We start from the raw sequence: 22,062 nt of genomic DNA, 5'->3' as shown, positions 1-22,062 counted from the left end.
TAATTTCTACCAAAAATTTTCCCGTAAGAAAATTTCTATCTTATAAATTGTAAGTGTATTTATTATCTGTATTATTTCAGGTTTTTACCAGTTTACCGATTATTTGTTTGTCTGGCACTAGAATCACTTGGCTTTAAGGAGTCAGGCTGGAGGCGCGTATTATTTGCTAAAGGAATTGTCTTGTTGATTTTAATTACCTATCCAGGAGAGAGATTATCAAGCGATCGCCATCCAAAACCGCGAGATAATCACAATAGTCTATGAGATTATCCACAATCATCAATGTCCTTCGATAACCTGTGTAAACTCCTCTCAGAAAAACATCCCGCCACCTTCGCCAGTTGGGTAATAGGAACACCACAACCCAGTGCCACCATCCTCAAAACCGAATTGAGTATCGAACCAATCCGAGCCGATTACCTCACATTTCTACAACTGGAAAACCGCATCCTGCATTTAGAATTTCAAACCAGACTCGAATCCAACCCACCACTACCCCTGCGGATGCTCGATTATTGGGTGAGATTATATCGTCTATATCGTCTACCCATCACCCAAGTCATTGTACTCTTACTTCCTCCCGCACCCGATACAGTCATTGAAACCGTATTTCATGTAGAAAACACCCGCCATGAATATCGAGTCATTCAGATGTGGGAAGAAGATCCGCAAATATTTCTAGAGAACCCAGCTTTATTACCACTAGCACCTTTAACAGCTACTACCCAACCACAAGCCTTGTTACAACAAGTAGCAGCACGAGTCAATCAAATTGAACGAGAGCAAAAAGCCACCATCTCAGCTTATACTCAAATCTTTGCCGGGTTAAAATATGACAAAGGCTTGATTCGACAAATATTTCGGGAGGATATGATGCGCGAGTCAGCGATTTATCAAGAAATTCTTGCTGAAGGAGAACAACGGGGAGAACAACGGGGAGAACAACGGGGAAGACTAGCAGAAGGGCGATCGCTTATTCTCCGACTTCTCACTCGCCGTGTGGGACAATTATCTTTAACATTATTAGGACGAGTGGAGACTCTCGGTTTAGAAGATTTGGAAAATCTGGGGGAAGCTTTGTTAGATTTTCAGAGCATTACAGATTTAGAAGCTTGGTTGAATAAATTAAGAGTTGAGTAGGGTGCGTCAGTGTAAAAAAAACCTAACTACACCCAGAAATTATCCATACTGACACACCCTACTGGCGTGGCAAGCCTTAGATGTTACAAATACATTGTAGTTGGGTTGACGTAAGGAAACCCAATCCACTTATGCCGAAAAACATAGCTACTGATTGAGATTACCAGGGGTATTTGGCGCAGAAGGTAAATTATCTGAGATGGGGGATTCGCAGGGATTATCAGAATTAGCTTGTAATACTTCCAGTGTCCCTTCCTTCTCCAATCCTTGCAATTTTGAGTATTCGAGTTTGATTGGTGCTGCAAATAATTTTGCTACTTCTGGGGGTAGTGTTTTAACTGGACACCGTCGCAAAGAAACGCTGTCATTTTCTCTATTATCAACTTTTAAAAAGGTGTCAGGCTGGAGGCGCGTATTATTTGCTAAGGGAATAGCCTGCTTGGTTCTAATTACCCATCCAGGAGCGAGATTATCAAGCGATCGCCTCTGGGGTATTTCTGGTTGTTCGGTAGTTGCTGGTAAATTGGTGGCTGGAATAGGATTTGAGGGATTACTGACAAATCTGGCGCGAATTGAGGAAGTAATCCAAAATGTCAAGGAACCCACGGCAAGTGCCAATAATAACGGCACGATAATCGTTAAGGGTAAATTGCTGATTTTTGTGGGTGATTTTTTTCGCAGGACTTTTGTAGGTTGTCCCAGATTAGTGGGTTGTGGTGTGGCTGGGGCAGGTCTGACTACCGCAGCCGCCGTTGGTATGGCGGTACTATCAGGTATGACTGCTTGAATCTTGACAGATGGTTCAGTGTATTTAACTTGATAGTGGACTAAGGCAATGGTGACGTTGTCATGACCATTTTTAGTGTTAGCCAGTTCTATTAAGCGATTAGCGACATCGGTTAGATTCTTGCCGCCATTGAGAATGGGCAGGATTTCTTTTTCCCAGTATTCTTCTACCCTGTCAAAATCACTCAAGCCGTCGGAGGTCAGCAAAAATACTGTATCTTCGTCGCAAATAAATCTTTGGGCTGTGGGATGTAAGGAACTACTAGGACTCATCCCCAAGGCCTGGACGAGAGAACCTGCACCACTTTGCTGCACTGCTTCCCGATAAATGGCGTAGCCTAATCTGACTTCCCGTGAGGCGACATCATCATCTAGGGTGACTTGATAACAACCTTGGGGTGTAATCCAGTAAGCCCGACTGTCACCCACATGGGTAATATACATTTCATGACCCAGGGGTAATGCCATGACCAAGGTAGTTCCCATACGTTTTCTACCTTGGCGATGTTCACTATCATTGCGCTGGCTGATTTTGTCGTTGGCGATCGCTACTGCTTTTTCTAAATCGGCTAACACTAGTGCCGGATCTACATGATCAGCAGGTAGCCTGGTTAATTCCTGCACTTGCTGCTGAATGGTATCGATAGCTAAATTAGAGGCGACATTGCCACCTTCGTGTCCTCCAATGCCATCGCAAACAATGGCTAAGGCTGTATGAGGTGGTTTATTAACGATTGTGCCACTAGATGGATAACAAGCGTCTTCATTTCTTTCTCGTCTGGGGCCAGTATCGGTTTTGGTGATGATGTGGATACTAGAGTTTTGAGTTTGTCCTAAGTCTCTTAATCCTTGGTCTAAAACGGCAATTAGTAATTCTGGTGTGTTGATTTCCCCAGCGATTAATAAGTTGCTGATTTGTTCTACAAATTCCGCGATCGCAGGTTTGGCAGTTTTTCCTAATTGCTGCCAAAACTCACCTAATTGGACTAATTCTGGCGGTTGAGTTGGATCAAAGCGCAATTCTAATAGCTTAATTAATGAGCCTTCCACCCGTAATAAATCGGTATCCAGCAGGCTAGAGACTACACCTTCACTCTTTAAAGGTTGCCATAGCTGGGCTATTTGCCATAACCAATTCAGTTGGCGCATGGATGTGGCATTTTGCCAAGCGTCTATCAATTTACTACACAAACTGATTTTCGGTTCTGCACCATCAACTACCAATGGCGGTTTTTCCAACAGCAACAACTCATTAGGACTGTGGCCTGGTGGGAGGTGGACTACTCCGTAAATTTGCGGAACATTTAAACGATAAGGAATTAGCCTCAGATAAGGTCTAATCGCTTGGATGTTGTCTAAGTCTGGTACTTGTGGTGGTAAACCAGGATGGGTATCTAAAACAACGGACGGATTAATGATTAAATAGCGATCGGCTAATAAGTCTCCCGGAGAACCTACACCTGAAACGTCTCCAACCACCCACAAATAACGTTGAGGTAAGGGTGTGGAGCATTGCTGGCAAAACTTATTAGTCAGGGGGTTCTCAGCCTGACAAATTGGACAGTGGAGCGTTGCCGCATCATTTTCCATAGTGTTCGCACCGATCAGCGATTGGCAATTTGTTCAACAATCTAAACCGCTCATTTCTCTTGAATTGGACGTATCCAACTAGGAATGATGATTTTAGCTAGTAGCTACTAACCCAAGTTACTCAATTACGGAAGACATGGTTTTGAGGTTTGGTAATTGCTAGTCGGTAATTAGGAAAATTGATTTACCGAATTACCCGTTACCCATCACCAAGCATCACCCTTTAACTGACGCAACTTAAGTTACTAGAAAATAGTAATACTTAATTTACAACCTATGCCAAGATTAGACTTTTTTGTCAACCATACGGCCTCATCATAGCTTCTATTTTTCCATGACTCCCGATTACAGGACTTGCCTACAAAAGACTTTTCGCTAGTAGAGGGTGCAAAAGGTTAATAGCATGGGGTAAAAGCTTTTGGAATCCTCCTCAACTCCTATCCCTTGATTTTCCTAATTCCTGTATCAGTCTGATGCTAATAAAACAACTTAATCTACTCCATAAGTTCAGCATAATCACTATAGTGTGCTATTTTGAGTAGTAGGGTGTTACTTTGTAACTAGCTATTACCGCTAAAACAGGCATCCTCTATAGTTGAGGCTTGGTTATCTAGGGATAAACTTTCATTAAGAATCTTAAGATTACTCGACGAAATCCAAGATATTCCAACCTGGTGTCAAATTGTCCTGCAACTTGGTATATCTTATCATCAGTAATTTGGCTAAATCATCTCTTAGTGATGTAATTACAATCATTTTGGTTGAGTTTTACCACCCAGAAAATCCCATCAAGTATTAAGTGCAACCGAATAACTAAACTTTTTACAAAATTTAACTTTTTAATGTTAAGAATTGCTTCGGAAAAATAGTTAAGCAACCTCAAAATTACAGCCCATGCTTTATGCGAAGACGAAATGAGAGTCAGTCGTCTTGGATAGTAGAAGTATTATTGCGATTTTATGAGCAAATTTTTGTATCGGAATCTACTATCAGAATTTAACTTAGTGGACTCCCATGAATCAATTCAAAATTCAAAATACCCTACGGGAAGGCTTACGCCTACAAAATTCAAAATTAAAGACAGCCACCCACAAGGGGGAGTGGCGTGGGCGGATTTCAGGACTTGAGAGAACTGGCGTTGGGGTTTGTACCTACCTTCTCTACGAGTGCCGCAGGCTAGGGGAACAAGGATTTTTGGACGCAAGTCCGGGTTAAAACCTAACTTGTTCCTATAAAATAAATTATTCATTTTACCTAGCTGATATTTTCTATATCTCCCCTGCCCCCTGCCCCCTTGCCTAAAAAGCGATAGGCTATTTTTGTAGCTGGGAGTCCCTAGTGGCGTAGGTTGGGAAGGCAGTGCTTTGGGCGGTTTGACCGATTTATAGCAACTGCCGAAGCCTATGCGCCGAGAATGCGCTGTTATTGGTTTCTATTCCCTATGAGCGAAAAAATCAAGGTTAATCAACAGCCACTTGGGGAAGACCCATACTGTAGTTAGTCACTCGTGCAGAGAGATTGTAGCTGATTTCTCCTGATTGTAGGAGCGATCGCAAATAATGTTCTAAGTCAGAACCAATCCGACGTAAGTTGTAGTCTGTCAGGTCTGCACCGCTAGAGGCTTCCACCAGTTCATCAAATTTACGATAAACCTTTTGCAAAGCATCTTCATTCCAGTTGAACTCGTTGTCTGGGTCAACATCCAATGTTAAGACTTGATTACTGGGAATCATTTCGCCTGCCCGGTCAATTTCTGCTGCAAAAATGCGTATGTGCCGGGTTGTAGACTTAAGCAGCGTTGGGTTGTCCATAGATGAAGATGTAGGATTTTAGGTTGATTATACTGAAATCATTGTAGACGCTACACCTGCGACAAATAAAGGGACTGGGGATTGGGGATTGAGAACTGGGAAGGCAAAAGGCAAAGGGTAAAAGGTGAAATGTAAAAGAGAAGACCATTGTTACTTTCATTTGATGCCCAATTCCTAATCCCCAGTCCCCAGTCCCCAATCCCTATCTTTATAAACTCAAGTGAAGAAATTCAGGTTAATGTAGCTGGTAGTCTATGCTATTGTTGAAAACCAAGATTTTACTCTTGATAAAAATGTTTATTTTGCTTTCCCGAATTTTATGCTGAAAAAAACGTACATCAAGTAATTTTACGTAGCCACGATAAAAATCTCTCTAGCTCTAATTAAATCTCTAAAAACTAGCGAATTTACTTACGTGTAAACACGAAAAGTTCAGTAAAAACTCAAACTGTTATTGACTTAAAAATAAAGTTGATGTAAAAAGCTTTAAAAAGCTAGAACAACTTCTTACAGAAACTTTATTGTATAGAATCTCAAAAACTGAATAATAGTTATGGCTTGCTTGAAAAGCATCGGCAACAGATAGATGGCAAGATAAACCCTGAGAGTCTGTCTCAAAACACACAGGAGAGTGCAATGGAATATAAATGCTATGAATTGAAAAAACATTCTTAATGTCAGCAGAGTGGATTCAAAAAAATATAAAGAACTTTGTCTGGAGATATCGCTGTCTGCCTCGTAACCACCAAGTACAGGAATCCTCAAAACTATGAACTCGAAAGCATTACCACGTCAGATAAATAATATCGAAGTAGGGGTTTATGATTGCGAAATACATCTAAAGTTTCGCCTGATTGAAGAGAAAAGTTTATTAGGCGATCGCGAACAACTGCTGCAAGTGTTGCTAGATGCTTTAACAGAAGGCTCTGACGATTTCTTAGAGATGCTACAAGCATCTGTAAAAGCGCAGGAAGTGACGGAATTTAAAGCTTCACCACAAATGCGTCGCCAACTCATGCGTTTGCGTAATGCTGTTGATAATACTCCGTAATGAAAATCCAACGGCAATAGGAGTAGTGTGAAACTAAAAATGAAACAGGATGGTTAGGCAGTTTTAACTTGTTTAAATTGAGTAAATTTGTCTATTTGCTCTCAGTGGGTAAGCTAGTAATTGTATAATTCAATTCCTAGACTATAAACTTCAACTTCAGCTTGAAAAAAAACTAAATTGAGCATCTACAAGTGAATTTTAACGTTGGCACTAAGTAGATGATTTAGTGCTGAATAATGCAAACATACTTAACTTCCAGTCGGTGTCATAGTTTTGGAAGATGAGCAGCTCAAGTTAATTTATCCAACCAGGGTTTTACTTCATTGTGTAGGTATTAATTTAGTCAAGTAACATATCAGCAATAATCTATTATTTCAGATTGCACTGAATGTAGTTTTTGAACTCAGTAATTAGGTGGGTTGATAGGGATTTCCAATGGGATAATTTATTTTCTGGAAGTCCCTAACATCTAAAAATAGGGTGAATAGGTTAAGGCTAATTGCACCAACTTTTAGATTGTCGAAATAAATATAACTATACCCCTCCTATAGTCCTCTACTGCCAGCAGAGGACTATAGGAGGGGTAATATCAATTCAAAGTACCCCACGGGAATCGAAAGCTACAAAATCTTAATTAGCTAGTCCATGTTCTAAAGCAAAACGAACTAACTCTGTACGGCTGTTGGTACCCGTCTTACTAAATAAGCGACTCACATATTTTTCGACATTTCGCACGCTTGTTTCTAAACGACGGGCGATTTCTTTGTTCATCAATCCCTCTGCAACCAAGTTTAAAACGCTTTGTTCTCTGGGTGTCAGGTCGATTTTGAAGGGGGCTGGAGACTGAGAAATTGCACTTTTTTGGGTCAATAAAGCTTTAATTTGGGCAATTTGATGAGCTAATTCGGCAATATCAGGGGTTTCGCTGTCTTCACCGAGCATTTGCGGTTTGGCGGTGCGGCGAGCCAGTAAGTTCTCTACAATGGCGATTAGTTCATCGGGGTCGAAGGGCTTAGGAAGATAGGCATCAACACCAGCTTGATAACCTTGGATGCGATCGCTAGTCATGCCTTTTGCTGTTAAAAATACCACAGGTAGGGATTGAAAGCGGGGGTCTTCTCGCAATTGCTTGAGAAATTGATAGCCATCAACTTGGGGCATCATAATGTCAGAAATGACCAAATCAGGCGTATTTTGCTGCATCAAATCCCAGCCTTCACGGGCATTACTGGCGACTTGAACGGCGAAACCGCTTTCTTGCAAATATTCTTTCACAGCTTCCCGTAACCCAGGTTCATCATCTACCAGTAATAATTGTGCTGACATCGAAACATTTCCTTATGGTCTACCTGTCTCCAATTTAGCGAATCCTTGATCTAAAATTCAAATTTCCTCTAGCCACGCAATTGTTTTAGCTGCTTCTGGTAACTGGGCGTTTCGTTGTCCCATTGTTCTTTGTCTGGCAGTGTATAAGCTCAACGGAGTATCTAATAAATCTACCAGCGTGGCTTGACCTGCGATCGCTCTCACACTATTTTTGGGCAAGTCTTTGAGCAACCACCGCACTAAACGGTAACTAATATCCTTAATTTTCGTATCTGGCATGAGGTCTATGCCATGTAGTTCATGTAAATAACGATTAGAACGCCCGTAGCGTCGCCATTGACTAGCTAATTCTGGGAGTGTCATCCGGTGGCGGTGCTGTACAATTGCGTCTGGGGCAAATTCTAACTTACCAAGATTGGCTCGCAAAATTCGCCAGCAAATGTCTGCATCTCCGCCTGTGGTGAGATAGGGACGAAATAAACCTGATTGGGCGAAAACACTCCGACGTATTGCTAAGTTAGCAGTTTGACCGTAAGGACAAAAGGGATGAGCCAGGGTGTGTTTTTGCGAAAGAGTGGCTTGGCGTTCTGCGTGTTCTTCTAAAAGCGTTGTACCTGGCAGTGCTGTAATTTCCCCTGCCACAATTACCACATCTTGGTTGACAAAAGGCTGAATTAGTGATGTGAGCCATTGGGGTTGGGGACGGCAATCAGCATCGGTGAAGGCGATAATTTCGCCCACAGCCGCCCGAATTCCTTGATTACGAGCCGCATACGAACTTTGTATTTGGTTTTCACTCAAGGGGCGAATGGTAATTAGGCTATGGAGTGCGGTGGTTTTGAGAGCGTCTAAGGTGCGATCGCGACTATTATTATCTACTATTAGGTACTCTACTTTGTCTGGTGGGTAGATTTGAGACACCAGACAATTCATTAAATCTGGTAAATCTGCTTCACCATTATAAATAGGAACAACCACCGAAACCATTGGCAAAAAGCTGGTAGCGGTGGTTGCATCAAGTTTTTGATCATTCATGATGAATAAGGGTATGGGGGTATAGGGGTATAGGGTTGTAGGGGGAGGAATTAAAGATGTGTTTAACCCATCCCTAGTCCCTAATCCCCAGTCCCTGACTTAGTATTCCCGATTCACCATCATATAACGGTCTTGTGAGGAGCTGGTTAAGACTCTAAGGGTAGAAATGAAAAAATTGCTGATATTTGAAGAACAACACCTGATAAATAAATCGTCAATGTACGGATGTTTAATATTGTAAGTCTTGGGCGCGGACACTTAAAGGCCGGGGTGTCTGATTGCCGGAAGATTGGGCAAAGCTATTAGTAGATAAAATGGCGATCGCTCGACTGTATTGAGGATCGTTTGGTGTACCAATTAAATTAGGATTAGAAGCTAGTAAACGTTCTTGAGCTTCTGTCAGGTCTAATTTAATATCTGGTGTAATCCCTTTATGGTTGATATCTGTGCCATTGGGGGTGTAGTAGTGGGCGATAGTGACAGCTAACCCAGAACCATCTGATAATTCATGGACAGACTGCACCAAGGCTTTACCGAAAGTTTGACTACCAACTACCACTGCGCGTTTATTATCCTTGAGCGCGCCTGTGAGAATTTCGCTAGCACTGGCGGAATTTCCGTCTACTAATACGGCTAAAGGTAGTTTTGTTAAAGCGGTGCGGTTAGCTTTTGTATCTTCATTCATGCCTTTGCGGTTGACTGTACGTACAATCCCGCCATCATCTAACCACATCCGGGCAATTTCAATGCTAGCTTGTAATAATCCGCCTGGATTACCACGTAAATCTAAGACAAAGGCATCAACTTTTTTACCGTTTAAATCGCGAATCGCTCGTTGCATTTGTTCAGCTGCATGGGAGCTAAATTCACGTAACCGAATATAACCGATACGACGGTTGCCTTCTTGCTTGACGGAGGAAAAAACGGTTGGAACTTCGATGGTGGCTCTTGTCAACTGCACATCAAAAGCACTACGGCCGCTACGTCCTAGACGCAGGGTAATTTTGCTGCCAGCCTTACCGCGAATTAGTTTGGAGGCATCATCTATTTTCATAGACTGAGTAGAGTTGCCATCAATTGCCAAAATTTCATCCCCTGGTTTAATGCCGGCTTTCAATGCTGGGGAATTTTCTATGGCTTCGACAATAGTCAATCGCTTGGTGCTTTCGTTAATTTCCATCCGAATGCCGATCCCAGAGACTTCCCCAGAGGTTTGATTGGTTAAGGCTTCAAACTGAGAGGGAGTCATAAACCGAGTGTATGGATCGTTTAGCTGTTGTAAAGCTTCCCGAATGGCTATATACGCCTCTTCTTTCGATGAGTAGTCTTTGCTTAATAGACTTTGCCTTGCTGCTAGCCAGTTTTTTTGATTAAATGTGCCGTCAACATATTCGCTATTGACTATTTGCCATACTTGGTCAACCAATGCTTTAGGACTATCTTGGAGTGCAGCACGAACACTCCGAGTCCAAGCAGGGCCAAATACGGATACTGTGGCAGTTGTGGCGATCGCTCCTCCAATCAGAGCTACTTGGAGCAGCGAGTGACGTTTCGCAGATTGATTCATGTATATCAGCAGGAATTTACGGTGGTGTTGACAGTTTAGCAATCAGGCTTTTAGAAGTTTCTTAAGTTTTTATACTCAACTTGCAGCTACGCTTCCCTCATAATTTTCCCCTCTGAATCATGCTAGGATCTTGCCTTGATTTTGTGAAAACTTGTGAGTGGACTTTTTTACCTTGTTTGCTAATCTAATTTAACTTTGTGACAATAGTGTGACAGTTATATAACCGTCTTATTTACACCCTATATTAATTTCCTAAGATAGCATTTCATCGTTAAAAATGCCGGTTTTTTTCAACTAAGTTAATCAGTTGTTTTGTCCTAATAACATGAGACACAACTTTAGCAAGAATTCCTCGATTATCCAGGGTAGTAAATTCCGCAAACAGTTGCCGTTGCTACAAAAACTTGGTTTAGCTCTATGCTTGTTACTGGGGATTTGGTTAATTATTATAGCTACTAACCTAGTTGTCGCTTCCACAAAACCAGCCGATGCCTTTTTTGTCCTGGGTGGCAGCATTCGCCGTGAAATTTATATTGCCCAAATAGCAAAACAAAATCCACAGATTCCTATTTTAATTTCCCAAGGTTCTAAAGACCCTTGTATATGGCTAATTTTTCAAAGAGAAGCCGCAGATTTAGAAAACGTGTGGTTAGAAAAATGTGCTAATTCTACATTTGACAATTTTTATTACGGAATCCCAATTTTACGGAAATGGGGAGTAAACAAAGTCAAACTGATTACCTCTCCTACCCACTTACCCCGCGCCCAATGGATGTCACAAATTCTTTTTGGCTCGCACGGCATATGGGTAGAAGTTGAAGCGGTGGAAGAAGTTGGTGTCCCCGGCAATCGTGAATCTTGGTTAAAAACCGCACTAGATGTTATACGTAGTATACTGTGGGCTATTTTGAGTCAATTTATTCATCCCCAATGTTCTAACATCACTCAGTTGAGTGATGTAGATATACAAGCTTGGCGAAATCAGGGTTTTAAGTGTGAACGCCAAGGGAATTTAGGTGTATAGCCGAAGATTTTGGGCATGGGGATTGGGGAGTGTGGGGAGTGTGGGAAGTGTGGGGAGTGTGGGAAGCAGAGGAGAACAACTAATGACTAATGACTAATGACTAATGACTAATGACTAATGACTATTGACTAATGACTAATGACTATTGACCAAAAGGCTTTAACCAAGCAAATTTAATTGCGGTGTCAATCGCGATCGCGGCGATCGCAAACCATAATATACTCTCACCTACTAAAACTACGAAGGCTAAAAGGTGGGTGTGGGTGTTGAATGCTTCCGTTTGACTTAAGCCTCGCACTAAACCAAAGGCTAGCACACCACCAGAACTTAAGTGCGGATTTTGATCGGTGCGGATGATGTAGCGGTAAGTGACTCCGAATAGTAAACCAGAAAAAGCGGCGATCGCACCACTCAATAACCAATACCAGTTTAATTCTCTTTGCAGACTTACGAGTATAGGAAAAGACTTGGCTAGCACTAAGGTATTGACAAGACTAGTTATTAAAAAAGCAAAACTTAAAGAAAAAGCCCCAATAATTCCGGCTTTCAGGGATTCTAAACGTTCTGCAAGGTATTGCTGATCTAAAATTCGGTTCATAATCTGAATTAATTATTAGGGATTAGGGATTGGGGAATGGGCAATTCAATGAGTGGATTTCAGATTGAGTGTCAATCCATCAATCTAAAATCCAAAATCCAAAATCTAAAATTCCTAGTCCCCAGTATGATAAATATTAGAGACGTTTTGTAAATAATTTCCAAAGTAAAACTATGATTTTGACATTGGGTTGGGTATCACTGTTAGTTGTGTTTACTTGGTCAATTGCAATGGTAGTATGGGGTCGTAACGGACTGTAGAGGCATGGTAGAAAATCCATTCCTGGGTATTTTGGCCTTAGTTGCCTTGGTGCTGTTACTAGCAGTCACTGGCGGTGTTGGTTATTTGACATTGGCAGAATGGCGCGATCGCCGTCTGCGAGATAACGAAAAACGCGACTTGCGACGCAGTACCCCCAAACGGCGATGATTCTCTATGAGGAAAAGGCAACTGTCAAAAATGCTTATTTTGTAGTCTTTTCCTATACTGTAGATGGTAGTTTAATCACTGCCATGCTTGACTAAAGCATTAACACAACGCAGTTTTTTCAAGAATATTCTCGTAGGGACACGGTATTGGTTTATCGTGTCCCTCACTTTTTAATCAAGAGGTTAAACAATCAAAATCCACAATTCCATGTTAGATACTTGGGTGCTTTGGGGAATTCTAGAATTATGACTCAATGTAAAAATTACCGAGAGAGTATGAATGAAGCTTTGTCTAAAGTAATAGCCCAAATTCGTGAGTCTTTGGACATAGATAGCATATTCAAGTTTACGGTGACGGAAGTGCGTCAATCACTTAACACCGATAGGGTTGGGGTGTTTCGGTTTTATCCTGGTTTGGGATGGGAAGGCGAATTTGTCTATGAAGATGTGGATCAGAAGTTGAGTTATCCATCAATAGCAGAATCAGACAGTTGTGATTTAATCAAGGAATTTGCTCAACTTGATCAACAAGGTGCAATTAACGCCATCGCTGATATTTCTCATTCTGGTGTCAGTCACTATCAAATTCAGATGCGAGAGAATTTGCTAGCCTGTGAAAATCTGGCTGCGCCTTTAATGAAGGGTAGGGATTTGTGGGGATTATTATGTATTTGTCGGTGCCGTGCTGAACGAAAATGGAATACTTCAGAAATCGAGTTTGTGAAATTAATCGCTGAACATTTGGGGTTAGCTTTACAGCAAGCAGAATATATAGAACAAGTTCACAGTCAATCAACACAACTAGCACAGGCCAAAGCCCAAGAAAAAGCCATAGAATGGCAAAAGACGATCGCGATCGCCATTGAAAAAATTCGTCAGTCCCTTGATTTAGAAACAATTTTCCGTACTAGCACTACAGAAATCAGAAAATTAATCAATGCTGATCGTGTTGCTATCTATCGCTTTAATGAAGATTGGAGTGGGGAATTTGTCTATGAATCTGTAGCAGAAGGCTGGATTTCCCTCATAGATGAACAATTACAAAGACCAGAACTCAAAGATAATGTCAGTAGCTGTAGTGCTAAAGATTTAGCTCAGGCTCCTGTTGTCGATAGTTATTTACAAGATACACAAGGTGGTCGGTTTAGCAAAGGTGAAGTTTATCGCGTTTGTTATGATATTTACAACGCTGGCTTTAGTGATTGCTATCTCAATGTATTAGAAATTTATCAGGCTAGAGCCTATGTGATTATTGCTATTTACCACGGTCAAAGACTGTGGGGTTTGTTGGCAGTTTATCAAAACTCAGGCACTCGATTTTGGCAAGAAGATGAAGTGTATTTACTCACTCAAGTCGGTACTCAATTGGGTGTAGCTTTACAACAAGCAGAATTACTCGCAGAAACTCAACGCCAAAAGGAAGAAATTAGCCAAGCCCTCAAAGAATTACAAGCAACTCAAAGCCAGCTAGTTCAAGCTGAAAAAATGGCAAGTTTGGGACAACTAGTAGCAGGAGTTGCCCATGAAATTAATAATCCAATTAATTTCATCTACGGCAATATTAGCCATATTAAGGAACACGCAGATAGCTTATTAAAATTGATCTCTGTTTACCAAAAAAATTACCCAAATCCATGCAAAGAAGTTCAAGAAGAGTTAACAGAATTAGATTTTGATTATATTGCTGATGACCTACCAAGAATTATTAAATCTATGAGGATAGGCGCAGAGCGAATTGCTCAGTTAGTTTTATCACTGAGGACTTTCGCTCGATTAGACGAAGCAGATATGAAGCCTATTGACCTGCATGAAGGCATTGAAAGTACGCTGCTAATCTTACAACATCGGCTACAAGCAAAACATAATCTGCCAGCCATCAAAGTGATTAGGAAATATAGCAAATTACCTAAAGTATTTTGTTATGCAGCGCAGATTAATCAAGTGTTTATGAATTTGCTCAATAATGCCATTGATGCTTTAGAAGAGTCCACAAACTTAGGTAAATTTATTGTCGAACCCAAAATTGTGATCTCAACAAAGTTAAATGATAACCAGAAAATTATGATTACTATTGCTGACAATGGCTGTGGTATTCCAGAGAATTTTCAAGGGCGGATTTTTGAACCATTTTTTACGACGAAGCCACCAGGAAAAGGTACAGGATTAGGGCTATCTATTAGCTACAAAATTATTGTTGAAGAACACGAAGGACAACTGAGTTTTAATTGTATTCCTGGACAGGGGTGTGAGTTTTGCATAGAAATTCCTATGCAGCCTTCCGTTATGGTGAGTTAAAAAATATAAAATCACCTTAATGATCAGGGAGCAGGTGAAAGACAGTGTTGTGAAGCAGATAAATTGGATAGTTGATTCTCTGGAAGTCTCTAAAGCTTTTACCTACGATTTCAGTGTTGCATCTGTTGCTTGATTTTGGATAATTGGCTAAATTCTAAGAAAAACTGGAAAATTTTAGGAACAGGGTGTAAAAAATTTTATTCTGGTAATCAAGCTTGTACAAAGTGGCAATGTCAGCTTGATTACCAGATTTATGGCTATAGATTTACGGGCATTCTTTAAAGCAACAGACCCTAGCCGGACTCTGTTCATTAACAATAGCTTAGATAGTAAGTTTTATATTGATTTCTCATCGGTGCGTGGTGGGGACATTATTCAAACTCTCAAAAAAAGAATCACCTTTTTTCAGCCGGATGAACCTACTTGCACATTATTTACCGGACATATTGGCTGTGGGAAATCTACCGAACTGATTAGACTACAGGCAGAATTAGAAAGGTTAGGCTTTCATGTGGTGTATTTTGAGTCTACCGATGACTTAGAAATTACCGATGTGGGTATTGCTGATGTGCTGCTGGCGATCGCACGCCGCATTAGTCAAAGTCTCGATAAAATTATCTTGGAAGATACCAACAAATTTAATGCTCTGTTGCAAGGCGCGTTGAACTTGCTTAACGCTGAGGTGACGGGAGTTAAAGCGAAAGTTCCCGTAGTGGGTGATGTGGGTTTTAGTGCGGAGAAGGAAAAACTCTCCCTATCTATGGGTATTGGCGAAATCACCACCAAGATTAAAAGCGATCCTAAACTCCGGGAGAAAATCAATCAATATCTTGCACCGCAGAAAATTCAGCTATTAGACGCTATTAATCAAGAATTATTGCAGCCAGCTATTAATAAACTCAAGCAGCAAGGAAAACAAGGACTCGTCGTCATTGTCGATAACCTCGACCGCATAGATAATAGTCCCAAACCTTGGGGAAGACCACAACAGGAATATTTATTTGTAGACCAAGGTGAATATCTCACCAAGCTGGATTGTCACCTAGTTTACACCATGCCCCTGTCCCTGAAGTTTTCCAATGATTACGGCACATTAACCCAGCGATTTCACGAAGACCCCAAAGTCTTACCGATGGTGTCTGTAGTGTATCCTGATGGCAGTATCCATCAAGAGGGGATGGGGTTAATGCAACAGATGGTATTAGCCAGAGCCTTTCCCGACTTAGAACCAGCAGCACGCACAGAAAAGATTACCGAGATTTTTGACAGCGTTAGCACCCTAGAGCGTTTATGTATCATGAGTGGTGGTCATGTGCGGGACTTGCTGAGGCTGTTGAATAGCTGGATTATGGAAGAAATGTCACTTCCCCTCAGCCGCAAAACTTTAGAACAAGTGATACGTTCTCGCCGCAATGAAATGATGTTACCGATTTCCCAGTCAGAATGGCAATTGTTAAGGGATGTCAAGCGGAATAAAAGAGTCAGCGACGATGACGGATATCAAAAATTAATCCGCAGTCGCTTTGTGTTTGAATATCGAGATAGCGGCGAGTCGTGGTTTGATGTTAACCCAATTTTGGCTGAGGCGAGGGAGTTGAATGAGTAGGGGTGTAGGGGTGTGGGGGGGACAAGGGAGACAGGGGAGACAAGGGAGACAGGGGAAGAAAAACTAAGGAGTAATAAGTAATAAGTAATGAGTAATGAGTAATGACTGTTGACTATTGACTAATGACTATTGACTCATGACTAATAACCAAGAAAATAGCGATCGCTCTCTTATACAATTGGCTTGGGCTATTGAAAATAGCGTCGGACAGTTCAAGCTGATTTTGGCACGGTGTAATTATAGTCAATTGCGCGATCGCTTGATTTCCAGATTGCGGGAAATTTGCCAAGTTGACATTCAAGTTTTGGTAGTCCAGCAGTCTCATAGGACTTTGTTCTCCGCCATTCAAGAAACCTTTGGCGAAAACATCTCTGGCTGTGTGATGGTTGTCGGCTTAGAGACTGTGCAGAATTTATCCCAGATGTTAACTGCTGCGAATCAAGTGAGAGAAGAATTTCGGCAGCATTTTAATTTCCCTTTGGTAGTGTGGATTGATGATGCCATCTATCAACAATTCATGCAAATTGCACCAGATTTAGAAAGTTGGGCAATTACGAAAAGCTTTGAAATTAACAGCCAAGAATTAATAGATTTTATTATCAACACTGCTCATCAATGGTTTAATAATCAACTTAATTTAAATTTCTATGAATATCGGAAATTAGCGACTGAATTAACAGCAGCCAAAAAAGAACTAATAGGTGATTCCCTCGACCCTTCACAAGAAAACCCCTCTCCAAACCTCTCCCCTAAAAGGAGAGAGGCTTATCTTATTCCCCCTTCCCTACTAGGGAAGGGGGTTAGGGGGTTAGGTCAATCCTCCGAACTTAATGCTTATATAGAATCATTATTAGGTTTAACCAATCAAATCAACAATAAAAAAGATGCCGCCATTCAGCATTATCACACAGCTTTAACCCTGTGGCAGCAAAACAATAACCTAGAATGGCAAGTAAAGATTCTGGGAGAAAAAACCTTTTGTGCTTATCTCGAAGCAATTAAACAACAAGATAAAAAACATCCAACTTGGCAGGCGACACAGTAATATATTGACGAGTATATTCAACTAATCACTCAAATTAACCGCCCAAATATCATTGCTAATTCTATAGAAAAAATTGGTGATGTTCTCCAAGAATTAAACCTTTGGGAACAATTAAAAACCTTTGCTCAACAAGCTCTATCTCTTCATCAAAATAATAATCAGCAAAGAGAAATCGCCAGAGATTATGGATTTTTGGCGGAAGTAGCTTTAGCTGAATCAAACTGGCAACAAGCAATAGACTTAGTTAAACAAGCATTAGCAATCATCCCCACAATTCCCCAGACTTCTTTAGATAATAGATTATTCAAATCTGTTCAAACTTACGACTTAAACTTATATAAATTTATCTTGAGTCGCGCTCAATATAATTTGGGTAATACTCAAGAAGCAATTAGTATCTTAGAAACTGCCAAAGACGGGGCAAATCCCCAAGAAGATATCCGACTTTATATTAAAATTCTCAATCAATTACAGGAATTTTATTTTGAACAGAAAGAACGGAAAGCATATCTCAAAGCTTACAACATTAAACAGCAACGACGCTCGATAGAACAACAATTTGGCTTAAGGGCTTTTGTTGGCGCAGGGAGATTAGAAGCTAGACGACAAACATTGCTAGAGACGTTACAGACAACGTCTAATATATCCCCAGAAATTTCAGCCTCCGGTCGTCAATTAGATGTAGAAAGATTGCTTGAACGCCTCAATGATGATGAATATAAATTAATAGTTATTCACGGTCAATCTGGAGTTGGTAAAAGTTCGCTAGTGAATGCGGGTTTAGTCCCAGCCTTGCAACAACAATCAATTCGCGGCAAAGATAACTTAGTCATCGTTATGCGGGTTTATACCAATTGGGAGAAGGAGTTGGGGCAATTGTTGGGATTGGGGACTGGGAATGTTGACGTTTCGAGTTCAGAGGTTGACAGTTCGGGTTCGGAGGTTCAACTTTCGAGTTCAGAAGCTCACGCTTCGACCTCAGAGGCTCAACCTTCGACCTCAAAGGCTCAACCTTCGACCTCAGAGGCTCAACTTTCAACCTCAGAGGCTCACGCTTCGACCTCAGAGGCTCAACTTTCGAGTTCTGAGGCTCAAACATCGACCTCTGAGGCTCAAGTTTCGACCTCAGAGGCTCAACCTTCAGCTTCAGATCCAGAAAACTCTCACTCAAACCCTAATTCTTTCCCTTCTCCCCTGCTCCCCTGCTCCTCTGCTCCCCTGTTTCTAAATTCCCTCCTCGACTTATTGCGCGAAAAAGAACAACACAACCTCCGCACGGTGCTAGTTTTTGATCAATTTGAGGAATTTTTCTTTGTTTACACCGAACCTGCACAACGTAAGCAGTTCTTTGAGTTTCTGGGGTCGTGTCTAGAGATTCTATCAGCGAAAGTTATCTTATCCTTGCGGGTTGATTACATCCATTACTTGCTGGAATGTAATGATTTACCTAGCTTTCAGATTATTGGTAATGACATTCTCAGTCATCGTGTGCTTTATAAGTTGGGTAACTTCTCCCCCAAGGATGCGAAGTCAATTATTGAACGGTTAACTGCAAATACTAGCTTTCAATTAGAACCCGCTTTAGTTGATGCACTGGTAGAGGACTTAGCCGGAGAGTTGGGCGAAGTGCGCCCCATTGAATTGCAAGTGGTGGGAGCGCAGTTGCAAGCTGAGAATATTACTACTTTAGAAAAATATCGGCAGTTCGGCACTAAACAAGACTTGGTGCAGCATTATTTAAATGAAGTTATTCATGACTGCGGGGAAGAACATCAGCAGTTGGCGGAATTTGTGCTGTTTTTGCTGACTGATGAACAAGGGACGCGTCCTTTAAAGACTCGTGTGGAATTAGAACGGGATTTGCAGAGTTTGGGTGTAGAGATATCGCTTGTAGAGATGGTAAACCCAGCGTCTCTTGATTTAGTGTTAGAGATTTTTGTCAAATCAGGTTTAGTTGTTTTACTACCGGAAAAATCAGCCGATCTCTATCAACTAGTGCATGACTATTTAGCCAACCTTATTCATCAGCAAGGAAAGTTCAAATTAAGAGAATTGAGAAGTTTAGAACTAGAAACAGCTTGGAAAGAAGTCAAAACAGCCAGTCAAACTCAAAGCCAATTCTTAGCTACAACTTTCCATGCGCTACGAAATCCAATGAACATTATCATCAACTGCATACGCCTAGTTAAAGATGACCTATGTGATAGTCGAGAAGAAGAAATCGAATTTCTTGAACGAGCTGATGAAATGTCTATTTATCTATTAAAACTTATCAATGATTTCCTAGATATATCTAGAATTGAAATTAGTAAAATATCTGTAATGTTAGAAACAACAGATTTGAAAATAGTTCTACTAGAATCTATCAATTTATGCTCAATTAAAATTCAGCAAAAAGGTTTGCAGCTAAAGACTAATTTAGAAACTGAAACTATTCTTGTCAAGGTAGATAAAGCAAAACTAAAACAAGTATTGATAAATATTATTGATAATGCTACTAAATTTACAGATGAAGGTAGTATTACCATCTCCACATCTTTACATCAAAGTGTTGATAAATATGAAGTAATTATAACTATCACAGATACAGGGTTAGGAATTGAACCATCTCAACAGGAAAAACTATTCCATCCCTTTGTGATTCTGGATAATGCCAATACCTCCAAAAACCAAGGTACAGGGTTGGGTTTAGCGGTTTCTCGTCATTTAATTGAACTTATGGGAGGTACTATAATTCTATATAGTGCTGGTTTAAACCAAGGAACGACAGTAAAAATTACATTGCCAATAATATAGGAGAGTGTGAATAATCAGCTTGTAAATTGCTAAATAATTTATTTATGTATCATTCAATATATTAAATAATTGACGTAAATTGATGCAAACATAAAATTATATCTGTAAGCACTTAAAAGCAAAGTGATTATTCAAATTAACATGAATATCAATAACATAAATTTACCAATCAACTAATGACGAAAGAACCTCAAAGATCCGATAATGATTCACCGTGGAAAGAAATTTTAGAAGCATACTTTCCTCAAGCGATGCAGTTTTTCTTTCCCCAAACAGCCGCCCTAATTAATTGGGAACGCCCACACCAATTTCTCGACAAAGAATTTCAACAAATAGCACGAGAAGCAGAACTAGGAAGAAGATACGCCGATAAATTGGTTAAAGTTTGGCTACTACAAGGAGAAGAAATTTGGCTATTAATTCACGTCGAAATTCAAGCCAAACCAGAAGATAACTTTGCCGAAAGAATGTTTTGTTACAACCTGCGAATCTTTGACAAATTTGGTCAACCCGCCATCAGTCTAGCAATTTTGTGTGACACTGACTCAAATTGGCGACCCAATCAATACAGTTATAATTATCCTGACTGTAGTTTGGACTTTAAATTTGGCACAGTCAAACTACTTGACTATCAAAATCGCTGGGCAGAATTAGCCGCTAGCAATAACCCCTTTGCAACAGTGGTAATGGCGCATCTCAAGACACAGCAAACCACTAAACAACTAGGAGAACGCAAAACTTGGAAATTTAGCTTAATTCGGCGATTATATGAACAAGGTTTGCAAGAAAGAGATATTCGTAATCTCTATCGTTTTATCGATTGGGTTATGATTTTACCAAAAGACTTGGAAGCAGAATTTTGGCAAGAGTTTAAACAATTTGAGCAGGAGCGTAGCATGAGTTACATTACAACAGGTGAGCGCATTGGCTACGAACGCGGTAAACAAGAAGGCGAGCAAACACTTGTCCTACGACAAATACAAAAACGAGTAGGAGAGTTACCCCCAGAAGTTCAAGCACGTATTCAAACTCTGACGCTAGAACAACTGGAAGCACTAGGAGAAGCTTTGTTAGATTTTAGTGCGATCGCTGATTTATTTGCTTGGCTAGACGCAAATCAACCAACTTAGCGCGATTGCACTTGACGCTGTTGTAATGGTAACTCTAGGCGATCGCCTGGGCGTGGTTCAATAATTTGAGTTGAGAGTTGACGTTGGGCTAACTGCGATCGGATCTCATCCGTATTTCCCACTATTTGAAGCAACTTCACCAGTAATCCCTCATACATCACATCACCAGGGGAAGCTGTCGGTAACATCACCTGCGGCTGTAACCACTCTGCCACCTCCACTGCCTTTTGCTGACCTCTAATAATCGCACCCACCACAGGTAAAGCCAAATCAATCAAAGGTGTAACAATAACATCTATGGGTGCAAACTGTTTCAACTGTGGAGAATGATAGCCGTGAGGCTCATAATAAAGCTTTAAATCCGTGGTCAAATCCTTAAGAACATAACCATTCTCTATCAACGTCGGCCCAATGGGAGAACCAGGAACAGCAGTAATTTCCACTTGCTGATTTAATTTGTAACTTTCCCCATGCGCCAAACTAGTCACATTCGTATAACCCAACTCCCGCACCACCTTCGCCGCATTCGGAGAAGCCACCACCGGAATCTGTTTATCAAGCTGTTTTAGCGTCGGTGGGTGAGCGTGGTCTTCTAAACCTTGAGACAGTAAAATTAAGTCGATATGGTCAGGAATAGAGCGTTCTTGATTTCGTAACCCTTTAAATAGCCAATCCAAATTAGCAAAAGTCAGCGAACCAACCAACCACGGGTCTATCAATATATTTTGTTGACCAATTTCCAGCAACCAACTATTGCTATCTAACCAAGTTAAATACATAGCCACAGATTCCAGATAATACCTATCTTCATTGTGACATTATGGGGCATGGGGC

Annotated in this window: 17 protein-coding genes; 10 read left to right on the top strand and 7 right to left on the bottom strand. The window is 40.8% G+C overall.

Annotated features, from left to right (window positions below):
• Positions 1-282 precede the first annotated feature (282 nt).
• A complete protein-coding gene (locus CLI64_RS07145; RefSeq protein ID WP_103136558.1) occupies positions 283-1,140 on the top strand; it encodes a DUF4351 domain-containing protein in 858 nt (285 codons plus the stop codon).
• A gap of 147 nt (positions 1,141-1,287) precedes the next feature.
• Here the strand turns inward: CLI64_RS07145 and CLI64_RS07140 are convergent, their stop codons facing one another.
• Together CLI64_RS07140 and CLI64_RS07135 are read right to left on the bottom strand one after the other, a co-directional pair.
• Positions 1,288-3,516 carry a PP2C family serine/threonine-protein phosphatase gene (locus tag CLI64_RS07140; RefSeq protein ID WP_103136557.1) on the bottom strand — a complete coding sequence of 743 codons (2,229 nt, stop codon included), beginning with the start codon at positions 3,514-3,516 and terminating at the stop codon, positions 1,288-1,290.
• A 1,460-nt stretch (positions 3,517-4,976) separates the two neighbouring features.
• Complete coding sequence (locus CLI64_RS07135; RefSeq protein ID WP_103136556.1) at positions 4,977-5,327, bottom strand: NAD(P)H-quinone oxidoreductase subunit M; 351 nt, start codon at positions 5,325-5,327, stop codon at positions 4,977-4,979.
• Between the two features lie 769 nt (positions 5,328-6,096).
• Here CLI64_RS07135 and CLI64_RS07130 point away from each other — a divergent pair.
• Positions 6,097-6,378 carry an Npun_R1517 family heterocyst differentiation transcriptional regulator gene (locus CLI64_RS07130; protein WP_103136555.1) on the top strand — a complete coding sequence of 94 codons (282 nt, stop codon included), beginning with the start codon at positions 6,097-6,099 and terminating at the stop codon, positions 6,376-6,378.
• A 630-nt stretch (positions 6,379-7,008) separates the two neighbouring features.
• On the opposite strand, the gene CLI64_RS07125 is transcribed toward CLI64_RS07130, so the two are convergent.
• The 3 genes from CLI64_RS07125 to ctpB all read right to left on the bottom strand — a co-directional run bounded on the left by CLI64_RS07125 (position 7,009) and on the right by ctpB (position 10,306).
• Positions 7,009-7,704, bottom strand: coding sequence for a response regulator transcription factor (locus CLI64_RS07125; protein ID WP_103136554.1), 696 nt, complete (start codon positions 7,702-7,704; stop codon positions 7,009-7,011).
• A 57-nt stretch (positions 7,705-7,761) separates the two neighbouring features.
• Complete coding sequence (locus tag CLI64_RS07120; RefSeq protein ID WP_103136553.1) at positions 7,762-8,739, bottom strand: glycosyltransferase family 2 protein; 978 nt, start codon at positions 8,737-8,739, stop codon at positions 7,762-7,764.
• Between the two features lie 229 nt (positions 8,740-8,968).
• Positions 8,969-10,306, bottom strand: coding sequence for a carboxyl-terminal processing protease CtpB (ctpB, locus tag CLI64_RS07115; RefSeq protein WP_103136552.1), 1,338 nt, complete (start codon positions 10,304-10,306; stop codon positions 8,969-8,971).
• 325 nt (positions 10,307-10,631) lie between these two features.
• On the opposite strand from ctpB, the gene CLI64_RS07110 reads away from it, so the two are divergent.
• Complete coding sequence (locus tag CLI64_RS07110; protein ID WP_103136551.1) at positions 10,632-11,330, top strand: YdcF family protein; 699 nt, start codon at positions 10,632-10,634, stop codon at positions 11,328-11,330.
• Between the two features lie 142 nt (positions 11,331-11,472).
• Here the strand turns inward: CLI64_RS07110 and CLI64_RS07105 are convergent, their stop codons facing one another.
• Positions 11,473-11,928: a hypothetical protein gene (locus CLI64_RS07105; protein WP_103136550.1), complete on the bottom strand. Its 456-nt coding sequence runs from the start codon at positions 11,926-11,928 to the stop codon at positions 11,473-11,475.
• 173 nt (positions 11,929-12,101) lie between these two features.
• On the opposite strand from CLI64_RS07105, the gene petN reads away from it, so the two are divergent.
• The 7 genes from petN to CLI64_RS07080 all read left to right on the top strand — a co-directional run bounded on the left by petN (position 12,102) and on the right by CLI64_RS07080 (position 21,228).
• Entirely contained in the window at positions 12,102-12,188 is an 87-nt protein-coding gene (gene petN, locus CLI64_RS07100; RefSeq protein WP_103136549.1) for a cytochrome b6-f complex subunit PetN, read from the top strand.
• 4 nt (positions 12,189-12,192) lie between these two features.
• Positions 12,193-12,357 carry a hypothetical protein gene (locus CLI64_RS31190; RefSeq protein ID WP_192881692.1) on the top strand — a complete coding sequence of 55 codons (165 nt, stop codon included), beginning with the start codon at positions 12,193-12,195 and terminating at the stop codon, positions 12,355-12,357.
• 275 nt (positions 12,358-12,632) lie between these two features.
• Positions 12,633-14,651, top strand: coding sequence for a GAF domain-containing protein (locus CLI64_RS07095; RefSeq protein ID WP_225977526.1), 2,019 nt, complete (start codon positions 12,633-12,635; stop codon positions 14,649-14,651).
• Positions 14,652-14,904: 253 nt separating this feature from the next.
• Entirely contained in the window at positions 14,905-16,257 is a 1,353-nt protein-coding gene (locus CLI64_RS07090) for a P-loop NTPase fold protein (protein ID WP_103136547.1), read from the top strand.
• Positions 16,258-16,393: 136 nt separating this feature from the next.
• A complete protein-coding gene (locus tag CLI64_RS32140; RefSeq protein ID WP_192881690.1) occupies positions 16,394-17,302 on the top strand; it encodes a hypothetical protein in 909 nt (302 codons plus the stop codon).
• Between the two features lie 192 nt (positions 17,303-17,494).
• Positions 17,495-20,098 (top strand): ATP-binding protein, encoded by a 2,604-nt coding sequence (locus CLI64_RS31495; RefSeq protein ID WP_374703959.1) that lies wholly within the window; start codon positions 17,495-17,497, stop codon positions 20,096-20,098.
• Positions 20,099-20,274: 176 nt separating this feature from the next.
• A complete protein-coding gene (locus tag CLI64_RS07080) occupies positions 20,275-21,228 on the top strand; it encodes a DUF4351 domain-containing protein (protein WP_103136546.1) in 954 nt (317 codons plus the stop codon).
• Here CLI64_RS07080 and CLI64_RS07075 read toward each other — a convergent pair.
• Positions 21,225-22,007, bottom strand: a complete 783-nt coding sequence (locus tag CLI64_RS07075; RefSeq protein ID WP_103136545.1) for an MBL fold metallo-hydrolase — start codon at positions 22,005-22,007, stop codon at positions 21,225-21,227. The genes CLI64_RS07080 and CLI64_RS07075 overlap by 4 nt on opposite strands.
• Positions 22,008-22,062 lie beyond the last annotated feature (55 nt).

The organism is Nostoc sp. CENA543 (genome assembly GCF_002896875.1).
In the GTDB taxonomy this organism is placed as follows: Bacteria; Cyanobacteriota; Cyanobacteriia; order Cyanobacteriales; family Nostocaceae; genus Trichormus.
The sequence above is the reverse complement of the archived record's forward strand: the minus strand, read 5'-3'. Positions and strand labels throughout refer to the sequence as shown.